Below are 24,270 nucleotides of genomic sequence, written 5' to 3' on the forward strand. Positions count from 1 at the left end.
TTTTGCTTCTTGAGAGCTTATACCACAGGTGGAGAATGGCCCGGCCCGTCGGCGCCGCCTTTTCCGCTTCCTTCAGAGCCTTTTATCGGTCATACTACATGTTCACTTCCGTGGCACTGCTGTTTTGATCGGTTAGCTTCCCCGAGGGAGGGGTTCTGCTCTTGCCGGCCTGTACAGTACTGGCCGCTCGTTCGATGTCTTTGTTGTAGGCGCGGATGATATCTTTGCGCGTAACCATACCTACAGGGCGATTGTTTTCGTCTACCACCGGCAGGTGATTAATCCCGTAACGGGCCAGCTTGCAGGCCGCATCCTGCAAGGAATTCCCTGGATTCAGGGTTACCGGATGCCGTACTGCTACTTCGCTCAACCTGGTTTTGACCTTGCCTTCACCGAGGAACTGGATGATATCATCGATGGTGATTATGCCTATTAAAACTCCGTTTTTTGCAGTTACCGGGAAGCCGCCGTAAGGCTTGTGCTTTGTGACCATATAGGCCTCACGGACGGTCATATCGCTGGGAAGGCTTTCTACGGGAGTGGTCATGGCCTCACGCACGTACAGGTTTCTTAAAATATCGGGTCGCCGTGCGTTAATCACGTCCAGGCCGCGCTGGATGAGCCTGGCCGTGTACAGGGTTTCGGTGCTCAGCACTCTGGAGATATAAGCAGATACCACGCAGGTAATGGCCAGTGGAATGATAAGCTGGAAGTTTCTGGTCATTTCTGACATCATTACCATTGCTGTCAGGGGTGCCTGTGCGAAGCCACTGAAAACCCCAGCCATGCCCACGAGAGCAAAGGTGGCTGACGGAGAAATGGATTCCGGCACCAGGTAATGAATGGCAATGCCATATGTACCGCCCAGCATAGCACCAACAAACAGTCCGGCCCTGTAGCCGGCGCCGGTAGACCATGCCCCCATGGTCAGGGCAACATTGAAAAGTTTTAAAACCAGCAGCAGAACCATCAACCACGGTTCCGTCAATTCACCGTTAAGCACCATGTTAATGCCCTGGGTGCCCCGACCGAAAGATAAGGGAACGGCATAGAAAATAATTCCCATAACCAGGCCTGCCAATACCGGGATAATCATCTGTATTTTTCCTTTCAGGCGATCTCGTATATCTTTAAAAACCGCTTCTGATTTGAAGGCCAGTTTAAGATATAATACGCCCGCGACACCGCAGAGTAACCCTAAAATGAGGTACCAGGGGAGTTCAGCCGGATTTTTGAAAATATATTCGGGAGCAGTGAATTTTGACGCATCGCCAACGATCCCGCGGTAGACCGCTGTTGCTACCGTGGAAGCAATAGCCAGCAGGCTGAATTGATTAATGTTGAACTGATTGATGATTATTTCAGAAACGAAAATTGCCCCACCCAGAGGGGTATTGTATGCAGCACCAATCACCGCAGCCACACCGCATATTACCAGCAGCTTTACTTTCTTGTCCTGAAGGTTCAGTTTCTCACCAATAAAAGCGCTGATTTCCAGCCCCATCTGAACGATGGAAGCCTGTTTACCGGCAGCGCCACCGGCACCGATAGAGATGGCGGAGGTCAGGGCTCTTGTGACTACTGTGCGCGGGCGGTTGCGTTTGCCTTGCAGGCTGATGAATTCAATAACAGCAGGTATCCCGTAACTGTGTGAAGAGCTATGGAGAAAATGATAATTCAGTAGCGCGATGAGTAACCCCCCTGCCACCGGGATAAAAATTACATAGCCATTCTGAGAAATGAATGGATTAGCGAAACCGGTAAAAATCCATCGCAGTAATCTGATCAGGTGGTAATAGCCTGCGGCCAGAAAGCCGCAGGCTATTCCGATGAACAGTGACAGGAAAAGCAAGATAGGCTGGTCAAAACTGCGGACCCGCTCGATAAGCGTTCTTTTTAGTGTAATCATTTAAATCATCCCTCACGAAACATGTAAGATAGTTCACAATCCACGGATAAAAGCTTTATGTAATTGATCTTAGCAATTGTGAGCCGAAATCGAAAGATATTGTCCGGCAGTGGTATACTATTGATTTTTAGAGGATGTTTGGCGGTTTCGATTGTTGAACAATTCTGGTCCACACCATATAATAAGGCGATCGTTTCACAACGGCAAATAAAATTTCAAGCCCTTACGGTAGATAACTGGCAAGATGCGGGTGTTTGGATTTATCCCTCGCCAAGGAGTCATCCTCTCTTTTCATTCCCATCAATCGTGTGCTTAAGTGATATATTTCTCATATAAAAAGGTTGAAAGGGTCTTGACGGAGCCGGCTGATGGTAATGATACATTACTCAGTGTTGGACCTTTCCCCGATAGCTTAACGGTAGAGCATCCGGCTGTTAACCGGAGGGTTGCAGGTTCGAATTCTTGCCCGGGGAGCTATGGGAAATAAAGCATGCCTGGACAATACCGGGTTATGCTTTTTTTGTGCGCCCGCACGCACGGGCGATAACCAGGTTGTGAGAATATGCCACGGGGCGGGTTCAAGGACCGGCTGCAGGTGAATGTCTGGGGGGAAAAGCTGGTTAAGAGCTTGAAGGAAACCGGGTTGAGTAAAAATGAAAATGCACAGGTTTGATGTTTTTTATATTACACGTCATATATATAACACATAAGATAAAATGATTGGACAAGCAACCTTTTCTATGTTACATTACAGTCATGGATTAGTACGGTAGGTGTGGCTGAGCGCTTAAACCAGCGGCACGAAGTGTAGCGTTAAAAAAGCAACATACTAAAACGACTAAAAGATGATAGCAGGGTACAACAACCATGAGGTAAAGTACCTGCTTTGAGTTCAGCAGAAAGATGGGGGGTGTTGAGGTGAAAAAGATTAAAGTCCTTTTCCATGTTAATGAATCTGATAAATGGCAAAGAGCACTCGTCAATATCACCAACTTTTTGAATGATGTTGGGCAAGGAGGTGCTGACATCGAAGTAGTGGCCAACGGTGAGGCGGTTTCTGTTTTCAGGACCAGGTGCCTGCTGACCGGGGTTGGCGGTGAGTGCTGCGGAACAGCTAGCGGATCGCTGGTTGACCAGATGAAGAACTTGTCGGAGATGGGAGTAAGCTTTGTAGCGTGTCGGAACGCCCTCAAAGCTCAGTCTATCGACGAAGAGAACCTCCCTAACTTTGTGACAGTTGTACCGGCTGGTATAACAGAAATTGCCAGAAAACAAACTGAAGGGTATGCTTACATCAAGCCCTGACCATGTGTCTGCGTGAAGGGGAAGTGAGTAACTTCCCCTTCAATACACGGCAACAAAAAGAAGGGACCCGGTCCAGCACAATAGGGGGGTGAAATCGTTATGGAAGGAATTGTAGATTCTCATACACATGTTTCGTTGCTTCCGTACGAAGGGCTGGAAAACATGGCCCTGGCCGGGGTGAAGAAGATTATCGGCTGTTCTATATTTTTCGGGGCCAAACATGCGGAAACACTCTTTGATCATTTCCACCAAATGTTAACCCTTTCGATGAAGAATGCTGCCGAAAATGGCATCAGGCTTTTCGTCGCTGTCGGCATTCACCCCATGGGGACGCCGGTAGACTGGCCCAGGGTGATCGACGCCCTTCCAGATTATCTGAAGATGAGTAATGTCATTGGCTTAGGAGAAATCGGCCTGCATGAGGGGAGACAACGTGAACAGGACGTCCTCAGGGAGCAATTGAAAGTGGCCAAGGAATACGGGGTGCCGGTAATCATTCATACCCCGCCACAGGATAGGATGGAAATAACCAATAGGACGATTGAAATTGCCGCCGCCGTTGGGATGGAACCCGGAAAGGTGATCATCGACCACGCTGATTTGGACATTATTGACCTAATCGAGGACTTCGGGGCCATTCCCGGCCTCACCATTCGCCAGAAAGGGCTTACTCCCCATCTATTGCTGGAGCACCTGGAACGTTTCCAGCGAGGTGTTCTGAACAGCGACTACAGCAATCTCAAGCCCAACGATCCCCTGAGCGTTCCAAAGGCTGTGCGGTATCTGGAGCTGAACGGGGCTCCTCCGGAAACCATTACCCGAATTGCCAGGTACAATGCTGAAGAATTGTTCGGTATTTAGGCAACCAGGGGTATGACCTAATTCACGGGGGAGGGAAGGAGAGTGTGGGCACCAAAAATGACCAGGAGGAACTTCTTGAGTTAAAAATCCTTGCCTACCTCAAAAAGCTGGGACCGGAATATGCAAAACTTCTGGCGATACGGCTGGGCTTATCCCTGGAAGAAAGCACAGAGCGACTTCAGAGGTTGGTAGCCAAGGGATTAATTAAGCGAGTGGAAGGAAGGATAGTTAAGTATTACCACCGCCGGAGGAAAAGCGTTAAGCACCGGAATCATACCTATTATTACCTGAGAAGAAAAGGAGAACTCCTATTAAGAGAGGGCCGGAGGAAAATGGATATTCATATTGATATCGAGTACCCTGACAGGTAAAACGGTCTTCTGGGATTCCGGTTGTAAGAGGTGCTCCATTCTGCGCGGACCTGAGGTGCAATGGAGACACCGGGACTACATAAAGAGAGATGAACTGGAGGTTCGGCCGAGAGGCCGAACCTCTTTCTCCGAAGGTTAACTATCCCTTAAGTTTTAACCGTTGGTTTACAGGTCGAACCTGCATCAGGACGAGGCTTCGAGATTAATACCCAAGACAAAGCAGGAGGATGTACATATGCTGCCCAGTATTATCAAACGCGATGGACGGGTGGTTCCGTTCGATCCGGCGCGAATTGAGGCGGCCGTTAGGAAGGCGTTCGTTGCCACAGGAGAAGCGGGTGACGCGGTCCAGGTGGCCCGGTGCGTCCTGGACTGGTTCTCCGCGGCGGATGTCCCGACAGTGGAGCAGGTGCAGGACGCTGTGGAGGAGACGCTGATGCGGATGGGTTTCTACAGGACCGCGAAGGCCTACATCCTCTACCGGGAACAGCGGCGCCAGGCGCGGGAGATGAGGTCGCTCATCTCTGTTGACCTCATTGACCGGTACCTGGAAGAAGCCGACTGGCGCGTGCGGGAAAACGCGAACGTTGGCTTCAGCGTGCAGGGTTTGCATGTCTACCTGACCGGGACGATGGCATCCCGGTACTGGTTAGAAAGGATTTATCCGGAAGAGGTGCGTCAGGCGCACGTTAGCGGTAGCCTGCACCTGCACGACCTGGGATTTCTCGGAAATTACTGTTGCGGGTGGGATCTCCAGGCGCTCCTTCGAGAGGGCTTCAACGGCGTCTCCGGTGCGGTCGAGGCGGAGCCGCCGAAGCATTTTCGCTCGGCCCTGGGGCAGATGTACAACTTCCTGTACACGCTCCAGAATGAAGCTGCCGGTGCCCAAGCGTTCTCCAGCTTCGACACTCTTCTGGCACCCTTTGTCAGGGAGGACGGCCTCACCTACGAGGAGGTCCTCCAGGCGATTCAGGAGGCCGTGTTCAACCTGAACACACCGACCCGCCTGGGGATGCAGGTACCCTTCACCAACTTGACGCTGGACGTACTTTCCTCCGCCTACGATCAAGAATTTGCCATTGTAGGCGGTAAGGAGAAGCCCTGCACCTACGGCGACTATCGGGAGGAGCGGTTGGTGGTCGCCCGGGCGTTTTGTGAGGTCATGTTGCGGGGGGATGCAAAGGGAAGGTGCTTCACCTTCCCGGTGCCAACGTTCAACGTTACCCCGGAGTGGAGAGATGGCGGCGTGCCGGGCGAGGTTTGGAAGCTGACGGCTAAGTACGGGTCACCATATTTTGCGAACTTTGTCAGTTCGGATATGTCTCCGGATGACGTCAGGAGCATGTGCTGCCGGTTGAGACTGGACAGGCGCGAGCTCCTGAAACGGGGAGGCGGCCTTTTCGGAGCGAACCCGCTGACCGGTTCCATTGGCGTGGTGACACTGAACCTTCCCCGCCTGGCCTACCTGGCCAGAGATGAGGACGACTTCTTTGCCCGGCTGGCGCGGCTGTCGTCTGTTGCGGTGACGGCGCTGGAGATAAAGCGCAAGGTCCTGGAACGGTTCGCGGACGCGGGCCTCTACCCGTTCAGCACCCGGTACCTGCGGGGTGTGAAGGAGCGCTTCGGGAGGTACTATGCCAACCACTTCTCGACCATCGGGGTGGTCGGCGGCAACGAAGCGTGTCTGAACCTGCTGGGCGTACCGATCACGCACCCGGAGGGGAAGGCGTTTGCAGTACGGGTGCTGGAGTCCTTGCGGGAGTTCTGCCAGTTTGCCCAGGAGCGGACGGGGAACCTTTATAATTTGGAGGCCACTCCTGCGGAGGGGTGTGCTTACAGGCTCGCCCGCATCGACAAGAAGCTCTACCCGGACATTGTGACGGCTAACGAGGAGGCCGTGAGGAAAGGGGCTGAGCCATATTATACCAATTCCAGCCATGCACCTGTTGACTGGACGGACGACCCGCTTGAATTTTTGGAACACCAGGAGGACCTCCAGGTGCTCTATACGGGGGGCACGGTTGTCCATTTCTGGCTGGGTGAGGAAAAACCCGACCCGGGGGCCTGCCGGGAGTTCGTGCTGCGGGTGTTTGAATCGTCGCGGGTGCCCTATATCACTCTCACGCCCACGTTTTCCGTGTGCCTGCAGCACGGCTATCTCCCCGGAGAGCATGGAACTTGCCCACATTGCGGTACGAAATGTGAGGTCTGGTCGCGGGTCACGGGCTACTACCGACCTGTCTCTTGTTACAACGCCGGAAAGCGCGAGGAGTTCCAGAATCGAAAGGTTTTCCGGGTTGGGCGGTGAGATTTGGAATGGTAATTGGGGGGCTGGTCAGGTTTTCGTTGTCCGATTACCCGGGTCAACCTGCCGCGGTGGTATTCACCAGGGGCTGTAACTTCTACTGCCCCTGGTGCCATAACCCCTGCCTGGTGGATCCAGCACGCTACGTTCCCGAAGTACCGCTGGGGGAAGTCCTCCGGTTTCTGGAGCAAAGGCGCCGCTTACTCGGCGCCGTGGTGGTCTCCGGTGGCGAGCCGACCCTGCAGGCCGATCTGCTGGACTTCTTGCGGCAACTCAGGCGTATGGGCTACAAAACGAAACTCGACACCAACGGCTCCCGTCCGGATGTCCTGCGCCGGGTGCTCGGGGAGGGCCTGGTGGATTGCCTGGCGGTAGACTACAAGGCTCCGCTTCGGCTTTACCGGGAGTGGGTTCACGCGAGCAATCCTGGTGCCGTCTTGGAGAGCCTGTGCCTGGCGCTAAATTTACCCGGAGGCAGTGTCAGGACAACAGTCGTCCCCTGCCTGCATACGCCGGAGGTCATGGAAGAAATGAGGGCCGACCTCCGCGCTGCGGGATTTGACGTTGCCACCGGGACGAGGGAATGGGTGCTCCAGGAGTTCCGGCGGCGTGGAGAACTGCTTCTAGCAACTCCGAGGGCTGTGCAGCGGCTCTGAGGTTCAGTAGGTACTTTAAGGCGTAAGCCGGACTCCCGGCAACGGGGAGAGTTGCGGTGTAGAAGCGGCGAGAAGGGAGAAGAAGTAACGTGCGCGAACTCCTGCAGCCTGTCTCTATCCAGGCCTGCAACATCACGGAAGCCTGGTACATGTTCCTCAAGCAGCTGTTTGGGGTGGATGCATACACCTACTACCCCGGGCCATATTGTTTCAGCTTGCGGTGAAGCGTGATGCGGCTGATGCCCAGCAATTTGGCCAGCTGGCCTTTACTCATGGTGCCTTCCTCAATTTTTTTAACGTAGGCGGCCAGAATATCCTTTTCGATGTTGACTAGCCGGGATTTCAATAGTGAAAGCATAACCATCACCCCGGCATGTCTAAATCCCAGATTGAGATCCTATTTTGTTACAGATGGCCGGCAGATTGTCGCCGGCTCTAATTCCTACCCCCGGCTGAATTCAAGATAGAAAGTAAATTATCATTGGCACAGTTATTGCTTGTGCTAGTTATATAAATTGCATACAGTATACGTTTAGTGTTCATATGGCGAAAATGGGGGTAGAAAAGATGGCCGAGGTAAATCCCTTTGCCAGCGCGCAGCAGGAGATCAAGCGGGCGGTTTGTCGCTTGGGCCTGCACCCGGCGGTGTATGAAATCTTAAAGCAGCCTTTAAAGGTGCTCACCGTGGTCATTCCGGTGGAAATGGACGACGGGACCGTCCGTGTTTTTACCGGCTACCGGGTCCAGCATAACAGCGCCCTGGGGCCGGCAAAGGGCGGTATACGTTTTCACCCGGACGTTACCCTGGAAGAAGTGAAGGCGCTGGCCATGTGGATGACCTTCAAGTGTGCGGTGGTGGGCCTGCCTTACGGTGGGGGTAAGGGAGGGGTGGTATGCAATCCCAGGGAGCTCTCACCCGGCGAACTGGAGAGGTTGAGCCGGGGCTACGTACGGGCTGTTGCCGAGATTATAGGTCCTGAGAAAGATATCCCGGCACCGGATGTATATACCAATTCCCGGATCATGGCCTGGATGATGGATGAATTCAGCCGCTATAAAGGATATAACGAGTTTGGTGTTATTACCGGCAAGCCGCTGATCGTGGGCGGATCGGCGGGCCGCAATGAAGCCACCGCCCGGGGGTGTGCCATTGTGGTGCGGGAGGCGGCCAAGATGCTGGGGATATCCCTGGCCGGGGCTACGGTGGCCGTACAGGGTTTCGGAAACGCCGGCAGCATTGTGGCCCGGCTGTTGCACGAAATGGGCTGCCGCATTGTCGCCGTTGTGGATTCCAACGGCGGGGCCTGTAATACTGCCGGCATGGACCCGGTAAAATTGCGTGACCATAAGACGAGAACCGGTTCTGTAAAAGGTTTCCCCGGCAGCAAACCCATTTCCTCTGCTGAACTGCTCACCCTGGACTGCGATATTCTGGTGCCGGCGGCGCTGGAAAACCAGATTACCGCCAGTGTGGCCGGGCAGGTCAGGGCAAAGATTGTGGCTGAGGCGGCTAACGGCCCCACCACACCGGAAGGCGACCGGATATTGAATCAAAAGGGAGTTTTTGTCATACCCGATATCCTGGCCAGTGCGGGAGGGGTTACGGTTTCATACTTTGAATGGGTGCAAAACAACATGGGGTATTACTGGACTGAGGAAGAGGTAAACCGCCGTCTTGAGGAAATCATGGTGCGCGGTTTTCATGAAGTGGTGGCCATGCGCAAGCTGGGCAGGGATGTGGATATGCGCCTGGCCGCCTACATGGTGGCGGTCAAGAGGGTGGCCGAGGCTATGGAAGTGCGCGGCTGGCTGGGCAGGGGGGCGGCCCGCATGACTGCACCGCGGGCCGAGGCCCTGCCGGCTTGACAAAAGAACTGCAGGGCCACGAAGCCATCAAATTTTCACCCTGACGCCGCGGCTTAGATAGATTAAAAGGGGCTTGACGGGTCAAGGGGGTTATAGTATAATAATCCATGGCGTTGAGGTTATTCCCCGATAGCTCAACGGTAGAGCATCCGGCTGTTAACCGGAGGGTTGTAGGTTCGAATCCTACTCGGGGAGCCAGTTGAAAGCAAGACATACCTGGTTTATCACAGGTATGTCATTTTTTATTTTCGTATCGTTTTATTCCATAAATAAAACCCAAAAAAGGCATAAAAAAACGAAAAATAAAGCGTCCGGGGAACCTGTATAATGCTGGCTGGTCATGAATGGCAATAATTTGCAAAAAAAGGTTCTTCCGGCGCTTGTATTTTTTTATGCGGTTGTGTCTATAATAAAGGTGAAAGTCAGTCAAGGTCAAGGTCAGGGAGGGTGGTGGTGGTTGTCAAACATCTCAGACCTTATTGAACGCTATTTAAAGGAGCTGCTGGCCGCCAGCGCCCGGGGGATGATCGAGATCCGGCGCAACGAGCTGGCAGAACGATTTAATTGTGTCCCCTCCCAGATTAATTATGTTCTCGCCACCCGTTTTACCGTGGAACACGGCTTTCTGGTGGAAAGCCGGCGGGGAGGCGGGGGATACGTGCGCATCTTGCAGTTGCCCCGGGATGAAAAGCTGGATTCCATCAGCCACCTGTTAAACCTGGTGGGCAGGGAAATATCCCAGCAGCGGGCGCAGGCTATCATTGAGCGCCTGAGGGAGGAAAAACTGATCACCGACCGCGAGTACCGGATGATGCGGGCGGTGGTTGACCGGGAAGTGCTGCGCGTTGGTTTACCGGCCCGGGATCAATTGCGGGCCTTGATCCTACGCGCCATGATCCTGAGTTTGTTGAGCAAAAAGGGTGAATAAAACAGGCATTCGGGGAATACTTCTGGCGATGCCAGCCAACAGGAGGGATAAAAAAATGGAATGCGAGCGTTGCCACCAGAGACCGGCTACGGTTCACTTGACGGAAATCATCAACAATGAAAAGCGGACCATGCGCCTGTGCGAGCAGTGTGCCCGGGAGTTGCAGGCCCAGGCCATGGGATTTTTCCCTCAGATAAACCTGCATAATTTCCTGGCCGGGCTGTTGCACAACGAGTTTGGCTTCCCCACTACCGGTCCCACGGTAGCCCCGGCGGGGGCCCGCTGTGAAGCCTGCGGGCTGACGGAGGCCCAGTTTGCCCGCCAGGGATTGCTGGGATGCGGGGAATGCTACCGCTATTTTGGTCCCCGGCTCGAGCCCGTGTTCCGGCGGATTCACGGCAATACCTGCCATACGGGCAAGGTGCCGGAACGTACCGGCGGCAAAGTGCGGGTCATTAACCGCATTGAGCGGTTGAAGGCCCAGTTGCGGGAGGCCATCAGCCGGGAAGAGTTCGAGCGGGCGGCCGAATTGCGGGATGCCATCCGGGAACTGGAAAAGCAACTGCAGGAGGGATAAGGTGATGTCCATCAGAGAAACCGTAAACAATCCCCACAGTCGCTGGATGGATGGAACTGGTCCCGAGTCGGATATCGTGATCAGCAGCCGGGTGCGGGTGGCCCGGAATCTGGCCCATTTGCCATTCCCCCATCTTTTGTCCCGGGAAAAGGCCGAAGAGGTGATCCATGCCGTACAAACGGCAATAGAAAACAGGGTCTTCCGGGAAAAAGTGGGGAAAATGGAATTAACACGCATGAACGAATTGACCCCTGTAGAAAGGCAGATACTAGTAGAAAAACACCTGATCAGCCCCGATTTGCTGGAGGATTTCGAGCGCAAGGCGGTGGTGCTGCGGGACGACGAAGTGCTCAGCGTCATGGTTAATGAAGAGGACCACCTGCGTCTCCAGTGCCTCCTGCCCGGCCTGCAGCTGAACAGGGCCTGGGAGCTGGTCAGCCGCCTTGACGACGGCCTGGAAGCCACCCTGGACTATGCCTTTGACGAGAAGCTGGGCTACCTGACGGCCTGCCCCACCAATGTGGGCACGGGCCTGCGCGCCTCGGTGATGCTGCACCTGCCCGGCCTGGTGATGGTCAATCAAATCAAGGGGGTACTGGGCACCATTACCAAACTGGGGCTGACCGTGCGCGGCCTTTACGGCGAGGGCACCGAGGCCAAGGGCAACCTGTTCCAGGTGTCCAACCAGGTTACCCTGGGACAGGCGGAGGAGGATATTATTGCCAATCTCATTTCGGTGACCCGCCAGCTTCTGGGGCAGGAAAGGGCGGCCCGGGAGGCCCTCTACCGGGAGCGCCGGGAGCAACTGGAGGACCGGGTGGGGCGGGCCTACGGCCTGCTGAAGCATGCCCGGGTAATGACGTCGGAAGAGGCCATGAGCCTGTTTTCCGACCTGCGCCTGGGCATCGATATGGGTATTATCAAAAACATTCCGGCGCCACTGATCATTGAACTGATGGTGCTTACCAGGCCGGCCTTCCTGGTGAAGGTCACCGGTAAAGATTTAAGCCCGGTGGAGCGGGATATATACCGCGCCCAGTTAATCCGCAAAAAGCTATCGGCAGCTCAACAGTCTTAAAAAAATAAAACAGGAGGTGTGTGTTACGATGTTATTCGGTCGTTTTACGCAAAGGGCACAAAAAGTACTGTTTATTGCTCAAGAAGAAGCCAGAAGGCTTAATTACCCCTATGTAGGGACGGAACACCTGCTGCTCGGGCTGATCCGGGAAGGGGAAGGCGTAGCCGCCAAAACCCTGGCCAGCCTGGGCATTGACGCCGATAAGGTGCGGGCCACGGTGGAGCAGATGGTGGAAAAGGTATCCGGCCCCATGCCGCAGGAGATTCCTTTAACCCCGCGGGCCAAGCGGGTGCTGGAACTGGCTGTGGATGAGGCCCGGCGCATGGGCCACAACTATGTGGGGACGGAACACCTTCTCCTGGGGTTGATCCGGGAAGGTGAGGGTGTGGCTGCCCGGGCCCTGGCTTCCCTGGGGGCGGATCTTAACAAGGTGCGCAGTGTGATCATGCAGATGCTCGGCGGCGCGGCAGGGGGACCCGCTCCGGGACAACCGGGTGCGGCCAGACCCCAGGCCTCCAGCACCCCCACCCTGGACCAGTTCGGCCGGGATCTTACGGCCCTGGCCCGGGATGATAAGCTGGATCCCGTGGTGGGCCGGGAGAAGGAGATTGAGAGGGTCATCCAGATCTTGAGCCGGCGCACCAAGAACAACCCGGTGCTCATCGGTGAGCCGGGGGTGGGAAAAACCGCCATCGCCGAGGGGCTGGCCCAGCGGATCGTGCAGGGGAACGTACCGGAGGTGCTGCTCAACAAGCGGGTGGTTACCCTGGACCTAGCCTCCATGGTGGCCGGCACCAAGTACCGGGGCGAGTTTGAGGAGCGCATTAAGAAGGTTATTGACGAAATTATCAAGGCCGGCAATATCATCGTTTTCATCGATGAGCTGCACACGTTGATTGGCGCCGGGGCGGCGGAAGGGGCCATTGATGCGGCGAACATCCTGAAACCGGCCCTGGCCCGGGGCGAGCTCCAGTGCATCGGGGCCACCACCCTGGACGAGTACCGCAAGCACATTGAGCGGGACCCCGCCCTGGAGCGGCGTTTCCAGCCCATCATGGTGGAAGAACCGACGGTGGAAGAAACTATCGCCATCTTAAAAGGGCTGCGGGATAAGTACGAAGCCCATCACCGGGTGCGCATAACCGATGAGGCCCTGGAAGCGGCGGCCAGGCTGTCGGACCGCTACATCACCGACCGGTTCCTGCCGGACAAGGCCATCGACCTGGTGGATGAGGCCAGTTCCCGCGTGCGCCTGCGGGCTTTTACTGCCCCGCCAAACCTCAAGGACCTGGAGAAACGGATTGAGGAAATTCAAAAAGAAAAGGAAGCTGCCGTCAACAACCAGGAGTTTGAAAAAGCTGCCCAGCTGCGGGATCAGGAGCAGCAGTTGAAAAAAGAGCTGGAAGCCCGGCGGCAGGACTGGCAGGCGGCCAGGGGCAAGGAGGAACTGGTTGTTACGGAGGAAGACATCGCCCAGATTGTCAGCAGCTGGACCGGCATCCCGGTGAAAAAGCTGGCCGAAGAGGAAACCGAGCGCCTGCTGCGCCTGGAGGAAATTCTGCACCAGCGGGTGGTGGGCCAGGACGAGGCGGTGCGGGCCGTAGCCCGTTCGGTGCGCCGGGCGCGGGCCGGGCTGAAGGATCCCAGGCGGCCCATCGGTTCCTTCATCTTCCTCGGTCCCACCGGTGTGGGTAAAACCGAGCTGGCCCGGGCGCTGGCGGAAGCCCTCTTTGGCGACGAGGATGCCCTGGTGCGCCTGGACATGAGCGAATACATGGAGCGGTTTGCCGTCTCCCGTTTGGTGGGCGCGCCTCCGGGTTATGTCGGTTATGAAGAGGGGGGCCAGTTGACCGAAGCGGTGCGGCGCAAGCCCTACACCGTGGTACTGCTGGACGAGATTGAAAAGGCCCACCCGGATGTATTCAACATCCTGCTGCAGGTCCTGGAAGACGGCCGTTTGACCGATGCCAAGGGCCGGACGGTGGACTTCCGCAATACGGTGATCATCATGACCTCCAACGTAGGGGTGCATACCCTGCGCAAGGAAGGAACCCTGGGCTTCCGTACCGAACAGGAAAAGGAAGCCAGCTACGAGCGCATGAAGGAGCGGGTGACCGAAGAGTTAAAACGCACCTTCCGGCCGGAATTCTTAAACCGCATCGACGAAATCATCGTGTTCCACTCCCTGACCGCCGAGCACATTAAGGAAATTGTGGGCCTGATGCTCAAGGAAGTGGCCGGGCGGATGAAGGAACACGATGTGGAAGTGGAGTTTACCGAAGCGGCCAGAGAAATCCTGGCCAGGGAAGGTTTCGACGAAACCTATGGTGCCAGGCCCTTGCGCCGGGCCATCCAGCGCCTGGTGGAAGATCGCCTCTCCGAGGAGCTCCTGAAGGGCACTTTCCACAAGGGCGACCGGGTGGTGGTGGACGGCGAAGACGGCCGGATTGTGGTACGCAAAGCCGGCGACAACCAGGCGGCGGGTGGGGCGCCCGCAAGTGCTCAAAGTGAATAGTACCCGCCTGTATGCCGCACCCGCTGAAAAGGCGGAGCGGTAGGGATGGATCTTAAAAAAACGCAGGGGTGCGGGATTTCCCGCACCTCCTTTGCAAATGTCTTTACCAAGAAAACATGGTAAAGTGAAACAGTTCCGTTTCATGTAGGTAAAACAGGAACCAGTAACGCGATCCGTTCACGTATTTCCTGGTAAATGGGGAGATTTACCCCTTCCTTCACCGCCAGCGTAACTGCAAGTCCATAAGGAACTTGATTTGATAACTGACCGGCATCAGCCCGGCAGTTAACTTTTATTTCCATAAAACTGCCGTCGGTATAAGCAACAGCTTTTTCCCCTTCAAGAACCTCATGCTGTACAGTTCCCCGCCGCACCGCTTGCCAGTGAGCGTCCTGTCTTTGGACACCCAATGGCCCCAGGGGCGGCTCAAACCAGAGGGCTGCCCGCCGATAGGCTTGATGTCCTATGTTAATGGGAGTAAACCAGGCCAGCGTGATGATTAATCGGCGATTATCGCGCCGTCCGCTCAAAGATGGGGGCAATGGTACTCTGTAAATATGAGCCTGCCCATCCCCTAATTGCCCACATCCGATCAAAGTGGCCCGCTGCTCCGTACAGCCAAACAGCCTTTCCGTGTTTACCCGGCCATAACCAAAGAAGCGAGCCGCGAACTCCTTGAAGGTTTGTGCGTTTCGAGGGGTCCGAAACAAATGTTCAAATCTTCTGTACGCTTCCCCCCACTCGGCTCCGTGAACCAGCAAAGCCTTGAGCAACACCCCGATATGCTGATCCTTCAATTGTTCCCCGCCCGGCTCGCTTCTTAATTCCCGGACTATATATTCATAAAGCTGGGCTGCCGTTCGGGTGGCCAATGCCGTTGCGTTGCTGGTCCCGCATGTAAAAGCCACGCTTTGCGAAATTCCCCGATTGGGTCCAGGCCAAGCCACTTTTTGGCCGGGCGGTCTTCCAGGGGACACGACTATGCCCATCTTGGTTTCCGTTCCACTACCTGTATACCGCTCCTGATAGAGTTGTTTTCCGCCCGGCATTAATATCTCAGGTTTAATAGTCCTCCGGTACCCTAATCCGACAGGGTTAAGAGGGCTGGGCATGCCCTTGGTAACGCAAGGGTTAAGGCTGTAGCCTGTATAGAAATTGTTACATGTGTCTTCGTGGGTAGCCCCAACGGTCAAGGCATTTATAGCCTCGGCGGGTGACAACAGGCGCCGTTGTCTTGCATATTTGACCACAGCTTGCAGGACCTTTTCTTCCAAAACCTCGGGAGCCATACTGACCACTTGCTCACGGGATGCATCCAGTACCAGATCGTCCCGTTGGTTTCCACCGCTCACCAGCACCAGAACATTGTAATGCCAGGCCAACCAATCAATTAACCGGGCTAAGGGGCTCATAACCCGGTCGAATGGCCTGTTTTTGTCACCAATGGAAAAATTGATTATCTTGATGTTTCCAGCTTGTGGTTTCTCCCCGCCTTCTCCTTCAAAGATCCTTTTAACCGCCCTATGTAGAAGATCAACAGGCAGGCAATCCCAAGGCATTTCTTCTGCACGTGGATCATTAAAGTCAAGGGGGTTCGGCTTCATAACAGGCCGGACATAAATGGGTCGCGTTAAGGGCGGTTCTCTGTTTTCTAAATCACCATGAATAATCAGGGAAGCCATTGCTGTGCCATGTTTGCGTTCACGGGCCTGATACTCACGAGACCACCCGTCAGGATCATCAACGATCAGGCGCCCGGCCAGGCAAGGATGATTTTCTAACGGTAATCCATCCAGAAGGGCTACCACGGGTGTTTCACCTTGTAAAAAAGATGCCTCCTGACTGGGAACGGCCTCTTCCAGCAACGGTTCAACCCCAGAAACAAGGATTTCAGCCTGGCCCATTGGCCGGAAAAACATGACCTGCTCGCACTGCAAGAGACGCAAATCAACGCGTTCTAAAATATTCTGAATCTTCCCAATGGGCAACTCCGCCAGTACCCCGTGATAGTGGATTTCTGGTATGACTGCACTGGAAATTACCTGCCCTTCCAGTTCCGCAATCACTTGGCGAAGTATTTGTTCGCTTCTGTGCCGGTCTTCCCTGTGTTGCCTGTACCATAATTCAGCTTCAAATCGTACCCGTTCCTCCCCCACTTCTACTCGTTCCCGCCAGAAATCTTCTATCCCCGTATCTCTTAACCGATCAGTCCAGTCCCAGGGACGGATATCGCGCAAGTTTTCAAAAAGGGACTTCCACTTATTCTGTCCATATTGAAAGCGTATCCCGGGATCAGTTACGTATTGCTTCCAGAGGGAGAGCAGAGATAGTAGAGCCTGCTGATTGAACAGAACCAGGTAAAGGCGCCCGCCCAAAGACTTTTCCGGCTCTTTTTCAAGGAAAAAGTCCTCGTCGGGCTCGAATTCTGCTTCCAGTTCAGCCATCCATTCCAAACCATCTATTCTTTTGACAGCATTAATGAAATCCTTTATGGAACCTACCGTTTCCAGTACCAATACCTGCTCCGGCACCGTACCAGAGGGGTCGTCCAGCAGGGCTGCTCGCCGGGCGGCAAAAACCCTTTCCAACTCCTGAAACCGCGGCGTCAAGCGTTCTTTTTGACGATCTATGCTTGGTTTATGTAACCGCGGCGGAACAATCGGTTTCCTAAGGTTCCGGTCCGCCTGGACGGGTTCAGGAAAGATTAACAGATGTCTTCTTTTTTCCATCTTTTTTCGCTCCCTGTTCAGCGGCAGGCGGGTTATAACGTAACTTCCATTGTTTTAATCGCTCGGCTACAATGGGTTTTAGGTCTTCTTGGGGCAATGATAAAACATAACGGCGCTGTACATCCATGCAAAATTCTTCAACTTCTGCAAAACTCAACCCTTTCAACTTTTCAGCCAGGATGCGCGGAGCAAACCCCAGGGGTTTGCCTATACGTGCTTCAAACCGGCGAAACCACTCTTCCAGGGCTTTTGGACTGGGTGCCGGCAGAGTCAGGCGAATTTGAAACCTCCTCCAGACAGCCCGGTCCAGAAGTTCCGGATGGTTGGTCGCCGTGACCACCACAACGTGGCTCGGTAAATCATCAATCTGCATCAGAAGGGAACTGACAACCCGTTTAATCTCCCCCGTTTCATGGATGTCGCCCCGCTCCTTGCCTAAAGCATCGAACTCATCGAAAAACAGTAGACAGCGCCGGGTTCTGACATAATCAAACAAACGTTTTAAACGCTGGGACGTTTCTCCCAGGTAGCTTCCGATAATCCCTTCGTAGCGAACTTGAATAAGGGGAATTGTCAGGCCTTCGGCCAGGGCTTCCGCAAGGGCGGTTTTGCCGTTGCCTGGTGGGCCTACCAGGAGCACCCGGTGCCGGGGCTCCAGGTTGTAGGAGCGAAGCAGATCCATCCGGTGTTGCTCTTCCAACAACTCCTGGCAGGCAGTCAACACGGCCTCGGGTAGAATCAAATCCTGCAAGGATCGACGGGGGACAATCTCGTAAAACAGGCTCTGTAGCTGCTCACCAACAACTGGATGAAGAGCCTGGGTGTTATTAGGAAGGGAACGTACATTTTCAAGTAACCGGTCGGCCAAAACATGATGCTGTTTTGCCCGCTCTTCGGCGGCCATGGCCTCTACGGTCTTTCGAAATAGTATTTGATCTCCCATAGCTCCTGCCCGCACTAAACTGAGCAGCAAGTCGGAACGTGCCACGCTTCTCACCCTTCTCTACCTGTATTCCTTGACTTACATTATATCTGAGAATACAGGCCTGATACCAATGCAGTGTGCTTCAAACCCGTAGTTTATGAACTTCAGCGTGCGGCAGTTCTCGGTAACTGTACGCTGGACGTCGTCTTTTACGCCATCAGGCACGTGAGCATGGATTTCCATGGTTACTTCATTTCAGAATCTCGGCCCGGGCCTCGGCCAGAAATCCTTAGAGGAGTTGAACCTTGCGCATCACGCAGTGGCTGGAGACGGATTACCAGCGCAAAACGCACAGTGCACTTGGTATGAGCCCCCTGGATTACTTTATGTCCCAGGCACATGCGGTGAAAATGGTTTCCAACCCGGTTTTTTTAGACGAAAGCTTCCTTTTGCGGGTAACGCGCAAAATTAATCACGACGGAGCAGGAGCGGGAACGACCAGGGCTTTTTGTAGCAAAACCTTCCCGTCCGGCTCAACCTTGAGCAATACGCGGTCGCCTTCTTCAATTCCAAGGGCATTTCTTATCTCTTTAGGGAGTGTCATTAGGCCTTTGGAGCCCACTTTTGGTGTGTAGACCTTAACTTTATCGGCCAACAAAATCACCTGACCAGGAAACATAGATTCCGGTTTTCTGAACCAATTCAACGTAAGCCCGGAAAATCCTGCCGGAAGAGCAAGGAAAAACAGGGGCTGTTCGACCCTGTTGTTTGTGCGCCCGGCATGGGCGTTAACTTGGTGGTGGAAGTCCACTGCAGGGAATCGGATCGGTGCGCCGGCGGCAAAACCACGGCCCGATGAACAAGAACCCCATAAGGAGCTAGACCGTTCGGATGAGCTGGCGAAACACAGCGAAATCCCAGGCTGCCAAGGGACGGTAGAGTAGATGGGGCGGGCGCGGGGTGAAGGTTAACGCTCTTACCCGGGGAGGCCTGCCGGATAAGCCAGGCAAGGCAGGTAACCCGTTTCGAAGGTAGGCTGCAAACTCGCACCTGGCATGGCCCTGGCGCGGGCGCGTTACCGCGGCGCCGGACGGGTGCGCATCCAGGTCTTGCTGACGTTTCTCGTGCTGAACCTAAAGCTCATGGCCCGGCTCCTGGCCGCAAGGCCGGCTGCGGCCACAGGGTGATGCGGGAGGAGGAAGGAAAAACGGGGCGGTGGAGGGCGGGAAGCATCATGGAGCCCATGCCCCAAGGAACCACACCGAACAAGGGAGCAAGGACGGAAGCCGACACCAAGGCACGGCAAGGGGTTATTCTCGGTGTTTTTCAGATGGATCAGGAAGCGCCCCTTTTCTCGAATCAGGCCCCTGACGGCCAAAAACCAAACCAATGACATCATCCGGGAATCCTCCTGGCGTAGCAAGCAACGTCCACGCCTCGCAGTTCCAGCCATTCGCGGGTCTGGCCTGTGATTACAACCGGCACGTTCTGCAGGGCATGCCAATCCCGCGCACCGCACATGGCCATGCCCGTGGCGATCTGCTAGTGGAATTTGCGGATCTCATGTTCCAGAATAGCTTCCCCCAGCATCAAACTCCTCAGGAAGTGGCCAGCCACCCCGACAGCGCGGGCACCCAGGCTCAACAGTTTAAAGCAATCCAACCCAGAAGTCACTCCGCCGCTAGCTATAACGTCCACCGGCCGACCAGACTGTCGGGCTACATCCAGGCATTCCAGCAAGGGTACCGCCGTGGGGATCCCCCAGGAGGCGAAACAGGCGGCGAAGTCATCCCGGCGGCGTAGATGCTCGATCAAGGCAAAATTGGTCCCACCGCGGCCCCCGACATCGATCACCGAGACTTCGGCCTCCAGCAGCCGCAGACATGTCTCGCGTGGAATACCGAACCCTACTTCCTTTGCGATTACAGGTACGGAAATTGCTTCCTGTAACATGCTGATGTATTCCACGATGCCGAAGAACCGGCGCCTACCCTCGGGCATGATCAGTTCCTAGGCAGTATTGAGGTGAACCTGAACTGCACTGGCCTCCAGTATGCTAACGCCTTCCCGGACCAAACCGACCGGGGTCCCGCAACTGACGCTTGCAAGAATGATACCATTAGGATTTTCCTCCCTGGCCACATAAAAGGACTCACGGCAGCCGGGGTCATGAAAAAAAGCGCTTAGCGAGCCTACCGCCATGGTCAGGCCGTACTTGTATGCAAAGCGCGCCAACGTGCGGTTGACTTCTGTGCTCTTATGTGCCAATACCGGCCGGAAAGGAAGAAACAGGTCAGGCCGGGTTTTAGAAAAACGCAGGAGGTGCGGGCTTTTCAGCACCTCCTTTTTCCATTCTCACAAGTGCCTCAGCGCTTCCGCCGGGCTTAAAGAAGCAGCCCGGCTGGCCGGGTACAGCCCGAAAAACAGGCCTACTGCAGCGGCAAAACTGAAAGCCAGGAGCACCGTCCATAAAGAGATGAGCGGCGGCCAGTGGGCAAAATGGGCAATAGCCAGAGCTCCGCCGGCGCCCAGCAGCACGCCGAAAATACTGCCTACCAGGCACAGGGTTACGGCTTCAGTCAAAAAAAGCTGCAAAATGTCCCGCCGGCGGGCGCCCAGGGCCATCAAAAGCCCTATTTCCCGGGTGCGTTCGGTCACCGCCACCAGCATAATGTTCATCACTCCAATACCTCCGACAAGCAGAGCTATGCCGGCCACCGCCCCTATGATCAGGGTCATGACCGAGGTGACCTTGCCTGCCGCAGCCAGTTGTTCCTCCACTGACAGGCCTGTGTAATGCACACCTGAGCCGGGGTGTCTGGCTTTGAGAACTTTCAGGCTATCCTCTATAGCCTGGGGAACGGCTTCCCTGGATACCGCCACCCCGGCTAACTGGTGGATGACCTGTGAGTTTAAGATTTCCTGGGCAAACGTAATGGGAACGTAAGCGCTCCTTATGTTCATCATTCCCATAAACAACGAGGATTCTCTTTCAAGGATGCCTACCACTGTGGCCGGAATGTTCTTGATAAACACCTGTTTCCCAAGGGGATCCGTGTCCGGAAAAAGATCTTCCGCCAGCGCTGCGTCCAGCACCACCACCCCCTGGCGCCCTGTTACATCCGCCGGGGAGATAAAGCGTCCTTTTTGCAGGGGTATATTTCTGACGGCGGTAAAGTCGGCGGTGGTTCCGATGAGCTGTGATAAAACGGGCTTTGTCCCGCTGTACGGCCGCCGCACGTCGATCATCTGGCTGAAAGTGAGGGGAGCCATCTTTTCCACATACGGGGAAACTTCTTTAATCAGAACAGCATCCTGCAGCCGGAAAGTACCAACCGTGGCCATTTCCCCCCGCATATGATCCACTGTGATTTCAAAAGCACGGGTGCTTCCCAGTTTTTCCAATTCTGCGACCAGCACCGCCCGGCCGCCCTGGCCGATGGCCACCACAGCAATAACCGCGGCAATGCCAATGGCAATACCGGAAATGGTCAATGCCGCTCGCAGCCGGTAAGCGGCGAGATTTCCGGCTGCAAAATGGATGAGGTCGTCAAGCCTCATTGCACCGTTACCTCCTCCCTGACCACCGTTCCGTCCAGGAAGTGCAGGATGCGGCCGGCGTAACGGGCGATATCCGGTTCGTGAGTGACGATAATAATGGTACGACCTTCCTTGTGCAGTTCCCGGAAAATGGCCATGATTTCGTGGCTGGTCCGGCTGTCCAGATTGCCTGTGGGTTCGTCGGCAAGAATGAGGGGGGGATCGGTAACCAGCGCCCGGGCGATAGCCACCCGCTGCTGCTCGCCGCCGGAAAGCTCCGGGGGCTTATGTTGCAGGCGGTGGGCGAGTCCCACCCTGGTGAGCAGTGCTGCCGCCCGCTCCCGCCGTTCTTTGCGCGGCACGCCGGTGTAGGCCAGCGGTAGCTCCACATTGCGCAGGATGTTAAAGCGGGGGAGTAGATTAAAGGTCTGAAAGATAAAGCCGATCCGCCTGTTGCGCAAAACTGCCAGCTCGTCTTCGCTCATGGAACTTACCTGCCGCCCGTCAAAGCAATACTCGCCTCCACTGGGTCGTTCCAGGCAACCCAGTATACTTAAAAAAGTGGACTTGCCTGAGCCCGACGGGCCCATCACGGCTACGAATTCATTCCGTTTGATTTCCAGGGTCACGTCTTTTAACGCCTGAACCGCCGCCTGGCCTCTACCGTATACCTTGCTTACTCCCGTGAGCTTAATCACTGGCCTTCGCCCCCGCCTGAATTTTACGAACCGGCTGGCCGTCTTTAATGTTTTTGGGGTTAACAACTACCGCAGCCCCCGGTTTCAGCCCGGCCAGAATTTCGGTGTATAGTTCGTTGGAGCGGCCCACCGTCACCGTGCGTTTACGGGCGAGGTTGCCTTCCACTACGAAAACGGCTTTTGTCTTACCTTCGTCAAGCAGCGCTTCGTTAGGTATCAGGAGGGATTTTCCTGGCTTTACGCGGTGGATGACCACGTCAACCGTAGCTCCGGGCAGAATGTCGTTTCGCTCCATATCCAGGTATACTCGCACCACGTTTTCCGTTTCATGAATGTTACTTCTGGTTACGGCGGGAGAAACCCGGGAAACTTTTGCCGGCAGGGTTTTACCCGGACTCCCGGCCCAGTGGATCTCCGCTTCCTGCCCGGCTGCTATGCTGCGGACATCCTGCTCGCTTACTTCGGCTACCACCTGAAGGGAATTCCTGTCGCTGATGGTTAAGATTATGGTGCCGGGTTGCAGGAAGGTTCCTTCCCGGGCCGTTGTGAGAACCACGCCGCCAATGGGAGCGGTAAGCCGTCCTTTGGCCGCTTCCTGCCGGGCATTGTCCACGGCCACCCGGGCCTGTTCTACCCGGGCCTGAAGCACTCTAATCTTTTCGTCATGGCTTTTTTGCAGCGCTGTTAGACGCGCCTTGGCTGATTGCCGGTTTGCTTCGGCTTTGACGTATTCTGTTTCGGCTGCCTCCAAATCGGCTTCTGGAACGGCGCCCTGCTCGAACAGGGAGCGATAGCGTTCCAATTTCCGGCGTGCGTCCTGAAACTGGGCTTCAGCTTCTTTGAGAGCAGCCTCAGCCTGGGCCACTTCAAGCGCAGCCGGGGTTTGTGCCTGGGCCAGTTCTGCTTCGGCAACGGCGAGGGCCGCCCGGGTTTCCCCGAGCCGTTTCTCCATCTCATCTGTATCCAGCACGCCCAGCAACTGGCCGGCAGCAACATAGTCGCCATCTTTTACCTTTAAGCTTAAAAGCCTGGCAGGAAAAGGAGCCACCACCTCCGCCCGGCGGAAGGCTTCAATCCTGCCTGTGGTCAGGACCTTATCCTCAAATATCCTCTCTTCGGCCTGGGCGGTTTTAACCTCTACCGCGGCAGTGCTGGAACCCCGAATAATACTGGCCACCACCACAGCAATCAACAAAATGGCACCGGCTATGGCCAGCGAGAGTTTAATACTGCGCAACAACCTTCTCTCCTTCCTCTAGCCGATGCCGGTCGGGGCTTTCCAGAAAGCCAGGGCAGATGAGAGCAGGGCAAACAACAGCCAGCACCCGAAGAGGTAGGCGACCGTGCCACCCGGCCGGATCTGCATCGCTGCCGCACCGCCTGTTCCCCAGAGGATCAGGCTCCACCAGGTAAAGGGGCTGCACTGGGTGAGGAAAGAGTAAATAAAGCTTTTTTGATGGGGCAAGAAGGAGGCCAGGCTGAGGCTTACCTGCTGCAGGTTTTCCGCCGGTACGACAAGGGCAATGAGAGTTGCTGTTATTGTACCGATCAGTATGGGGATGTAGCCGTAAACGGCTACGGCAAAAAGAACTCTGAAGGGGGTACTTTTAGCACTAAACGCAGAGAACAGTTTCAGCAAAGCGGCGACCACCAGCCAGACGCCCCAGGGAATCACCAGGGCAGAGATCAGACTTCCTGCAGCGGTTACTTTCGGCACCACCGCTCGCATCATCTCTACTTGATCGGGTGGTATGGGGATTGTCCCCTGTTCGATCATCCACAAAACATTAGCCTGAATTTTGGGTACCAGAACCAGTGCCAGAAGAAAATTTACTCCGCTGATAAGCAGGGATGATTTGAAAAAGGCTGGTTGCTCAACAATTGCTTCAAAAGCTTTCCCGGGACTTGTCAACACTTTAAGCCTCCCGTAGTGTATTTGACCATTTTCACTCATTCATGTAAACCTCCCGGTAAAAATTTACTCGGTTAGTACATTCGCCAGACTTT

General features: G+C 55.1%; 21 protein-coding genes, 2 tRNA genes and 1 pseudogene. 13 read left to right on the forward strand and 11 right to left on the reverse strand.

The window, feature by feature from the left end:
* Positions 1-94: 94 nt before the first annotated feature.
* Positions 95-1,909: a chloride channel protein gene (locus J2Z49_RS06480; protein ID WP_307401043.1), complete on the reverse strand. Its 1,815-nt coding sequence runs from the start codon at positions 1,907-1,909 to the stop codon at positions 95-97.
* 401 nt (positions 1,910-2,310) lie between these two features.
* Between J2Z49_RS06480 and J2Z49_RS06485 the strand changes: the two genes are divergently transcribed.
* The 6 genes from J2Z49_RS06485 (at position 2,311) to J2Z49_RS06510 (ending at position 7,407) form a co-directional block, all read left to right on the forward strand.
* A tRNA-Asn gene (locus tag J2Z49_RS06485) sits at positions 2,311-2,383 on the forward strand.
* Positions 2,384-2,827: 444 nt separating this feature from the next.
* Entirely contained in the window at positions 2,828-3,214 is a 387-nt protein-coding gene (locus J2Z49_RS06490) for a DsrE family protein (RefSeq protein ID WP_307401046.1), read from the forward strand.
* 99 nt (positions 3,215-3,313) lie between these two features.
* A complete protein-coding gene (locus tag J2Z49_RS06495) occupies positions 3,314-4,075 on the forward strand; it encodes a TatD family hydrolase (protein ID WP_307401049.1) in 762 nt (253 codons plus the stop codon).
* A 44-nt stretch (positions 4,076-4,119) separates the two neighbouring features.
* A complete protein-coding gene (locus J2Z49_RS06500) occupies positions 4,120-4,446 on the forward strand; it encodes a DUF2250 domain-containing protein (protein ID WP_307401052.1) in 327 nt (108 codons plus the stop codon).
* A gap of 235 nt (positions 4,447-4,681) precedes the next feature.
* Positions 4,682-6,754: a ribonucleoside triphosphate reductase gene (locus J2Z49_RS06505; RefSeq protein ID WP_307401055.1), complete on the forward strand. Its 2,073-nt coding sequence runs from the start codon at positions 4,682-4,684 to the stop codon at positions 6,752-6,754.
* Complete coding sequence (locus tag J2Z49_RS06510) at positions 6,751-7,407, forward strand: anaerobic ribonucleoside-triphosphate reductase activating protein (protein ID WP_307401057.1); 657 nt, start codon at positions 6,751-6,753, stop codon at positions 7,405-7,407. The genes J2Z49_RS06505 and J2Z49_RS06510 overlap by 4 nt, the downstream gene beginning before the upstream one ends.
* A 190-nt stretch (positions 7,408-7,597) precedes the next feature.
* Here the strand turns inward: J2Z49_RS06510 and J2Z49_RS06515 are convergent, their stop codons facing one another.
* Positions 7,598-7,765 (reverse strand): helix-turn-helix domain-containing protein, encoded by a 168-nt coding sequence (locus J2Z49_RS06515; RefSeq protein ID WP_307401059.1) that lies wholly within the window; start codon positions 7,763-7,765, stop codon positions 7,598-7,600.
* Between the two features lie 209 nt (positions 7,766-7,974).
* Here J2Z49_RS06515 and J2Z49_RS06520 point away from each other — a divergent pair, with 209 nt between their 5' ends.
* From J2Z49_RS06520 to J2Z49_RS06545, 6 genes are all read left to right on the forward strand, one after another.
* On the forward strand, positions 7,975-9,273 hold the full coding sequence (locus tag J2Z49_RS06520) for a Glu/Leu/Phe/Val family dehydrogenase (RefSeq protein WP_307401061.1): 1,299 nt from the start codon (positions 7,975-7,977) through the stop codon (positions 9,271-9,273).
* 123 nt (positions 9,274-9,396) lie between these two features.
* Positions 9,397-9,471, forward strand: a tRNA-Asn gene (locus tag J2Z49_RS06525).
* 259 nt (positions 9,472-9,730) lie between these two features.
* Positions 9,731-10,201 (forward strand): CtsR family transcriptional regulator, encoded by a 471-nt coding sequence (locus tag J2Z49_RS06530; RefSeq protein ID WP_307401063.1) that lies wholly within the window; start codon positions 9,731-9,733, stop codon positions 10,199-10,201.
* A 55-nt stretch (positions 10,202-10,256) separates the two neighbouring features.
* On the forward strand, positions 10,257-10,778 hold the full coding sequence (locus tag J2Z49_RS06535) for a UvrB/UvrC motif-containing protein (RefSeq protein ID WP_307401065.1): 522 nt from the start codon (positions 10,257-10,259) through the stop codon (positions 10,776-10,778).
* A 4-nt stretch (positions 10,779-10,782) separates the two neighbouring features.
* A complete protein-coding gene (locus J2Z49_RS06540; RefSeq protein ID WP_307401068.1) occupies positions 10,783-11,856 on the forward strand; it encodes a protein arginine kinase in 1,074 nt (357 codons plus the stop codon).
* Between the two features lie 28 nt (positions 11,857-11,884).
* Positions 11,885-14,371 carry an ATP-dependent Clp protease ATP-binding subunit gene (locus J2Z49_RS06545; RefSeq protein WP_307401070.1) on the forward strand — a complete coding sequence of 829 codons (2,487 nt, stop codon included), beginning with the start codon at positions 11,885-11,887 and terminating at the stop codon, positions 14,369-14,371.
* Between the two features lie 140 nt (positions 14,372-14,511).
* Here J2Z49_RS06545 and J2Z49_RS06550 read toward each other — a convergent pair whose 3' ends face one another.
* Positions 14,512-16,980 carry a S8 family peptidase gene (locus J2Z49_RS06550; protein ID WP_307401073.1) on the reverse strand — a complete coding sequence of 823 codons (2,469 nt, stop codon included), beginning with the start codon at positions 16,978-16,980 and terminating at the stop codon, positions 14,512-14,514.
* A gap of 85 nt (positions 16,981-17,065) precedes the next feature.
* The gene (locus J2Z49_RS06555; RefSeq protein WP_307401077.1) at positions 17,066-18,088 is read right to left on the reverse strand and encodes an AAA family ATPase; all 1,023 of its coding nucleotides are present in this window, start codon (positions 18,086-18,088) and stop codon (positions 17,066-17,068) included.
* A 220-nt stretch (positions 18,089-18,308) separates the two neighbouring features.
* Between J2Z49_RS06555 and J2Z49_RS14880 the strand changes: the two are divergent.
* Positions 18,309-18,504: pseudogene (locus J2Z49_RS14880) on the forward strand (IS481 family transposase); the annotation flags it as partial.
* On the opposite strand, the gene J2Z49_RS14885 reads toward J2Z49_RS14880, so the two are convergent.
* The 7 genes from J2Z49_RS14885 to J2Z49_RS06590 all read right to left on the reverse strand — a co-directional run bounded on the left by J2Z49_RS14885 (position 18,498) and on the right by J2Z49_RS06590 (position 24,217).
* Entirely contained in the window at positions 18,498-18,704 is a 207-nt protein-coding gene (locus J2Z49_RS14885; RefSeq protein ID WP_456151683.1) for an AbrB/MazE/SpoVT family DNA-binding domain-containing protein, read from the reverse strand. The pseudogene J2Z49_RS14880 and the gene J2Z49_RS14885 sit on opposite strands and share 7 nt — an antisense overlap.
* An 863-nt stretch (positions 18,705-19,567) precedes the next feature.
* The gene (locus tag J2Z49_RS06565) at positions 19,568-20,026 is read right to left on the reverse strand and encodes an alpha-hydroxy-acid oxidizing protein (protein ID WP_307401083.1); all 459 of its coding nucleotides are present in this window, start codon (positions 20,024-20,026) and stop codon (positions 19,568-19,570) included.
* Between the two features lie 9 nt (positions 20,027-20,035).
* Positions 20,036-20,260, reverse strand: coding sequence for a beta/alpha barrel domain-containing protein (locus tag J2Z49_RS06570; RefSeq protein ID WP_307401086.1), 225 nt, complete (start codon positions 20,258-20,260; stop codon positions 20,036-20,038).
* 120 nt (positions 20,261-20,380) lie between these two features.
* Entirely contained in the window at positions 20,381-21,586 is a 1,206-nt protein-coding gene (locus tag J2Z49_RS06575) for an ABC transporter permease (protein WP_307401090.1), read from the reverse strand.
* Entirely contained in the window at positions 21,583-22,263 is a 681-nt protein-coding gene (locus tag J2Z49_RS06580; RefSeq protein ID WP_166349115.1) for an ABC transporter ATP-binding protein, read from the reverse strand. The genes J2Z49_RS06575 and J2Z49_RS06580 overlap by 4 nt, the downstream gene beginning before the upstream one ends.
* Positions 22,256-23,500, reverse strand: coding sequence for an efflux RND transporter periplasmic adaptor subunit (locus J2Z49_RS06585; protein ID WP_307401093.1), 1,245 nt, complete (start codon positions 23,498-23,500; stop codon positions 22,256-22,258). Before J2Z49_RS06585 ends, J2Z49_RS06580 begins: the two co-directional genes overlap by 8 nt.
* A gap of 18 nt (positions 23,501-23,518) precedes the next feature.
* Complete coding sequence (locus J2Z49_RS06590; protein WP_307401095.1) at positions 23,519-24,217, reverse strand: YIP1 family protein; 699 nt, start codon at positions 24,215-24,217, stop codon at positions 23,519-23,521.
* Between the last annotated feature and the right edge of the window lie 53 nt (positions 24,218-24,270).

It is taken from the genome of Desulfofundulus luciae (assembly GCF_030813795.1).
GTDB classification, from domain to species: Bacteria; Bacillota; Desulfotomaculia; order Desulfotomaculales; family Desulfovirgulaceae; genus Desulfofundulus; species Desulfofundulus luciae.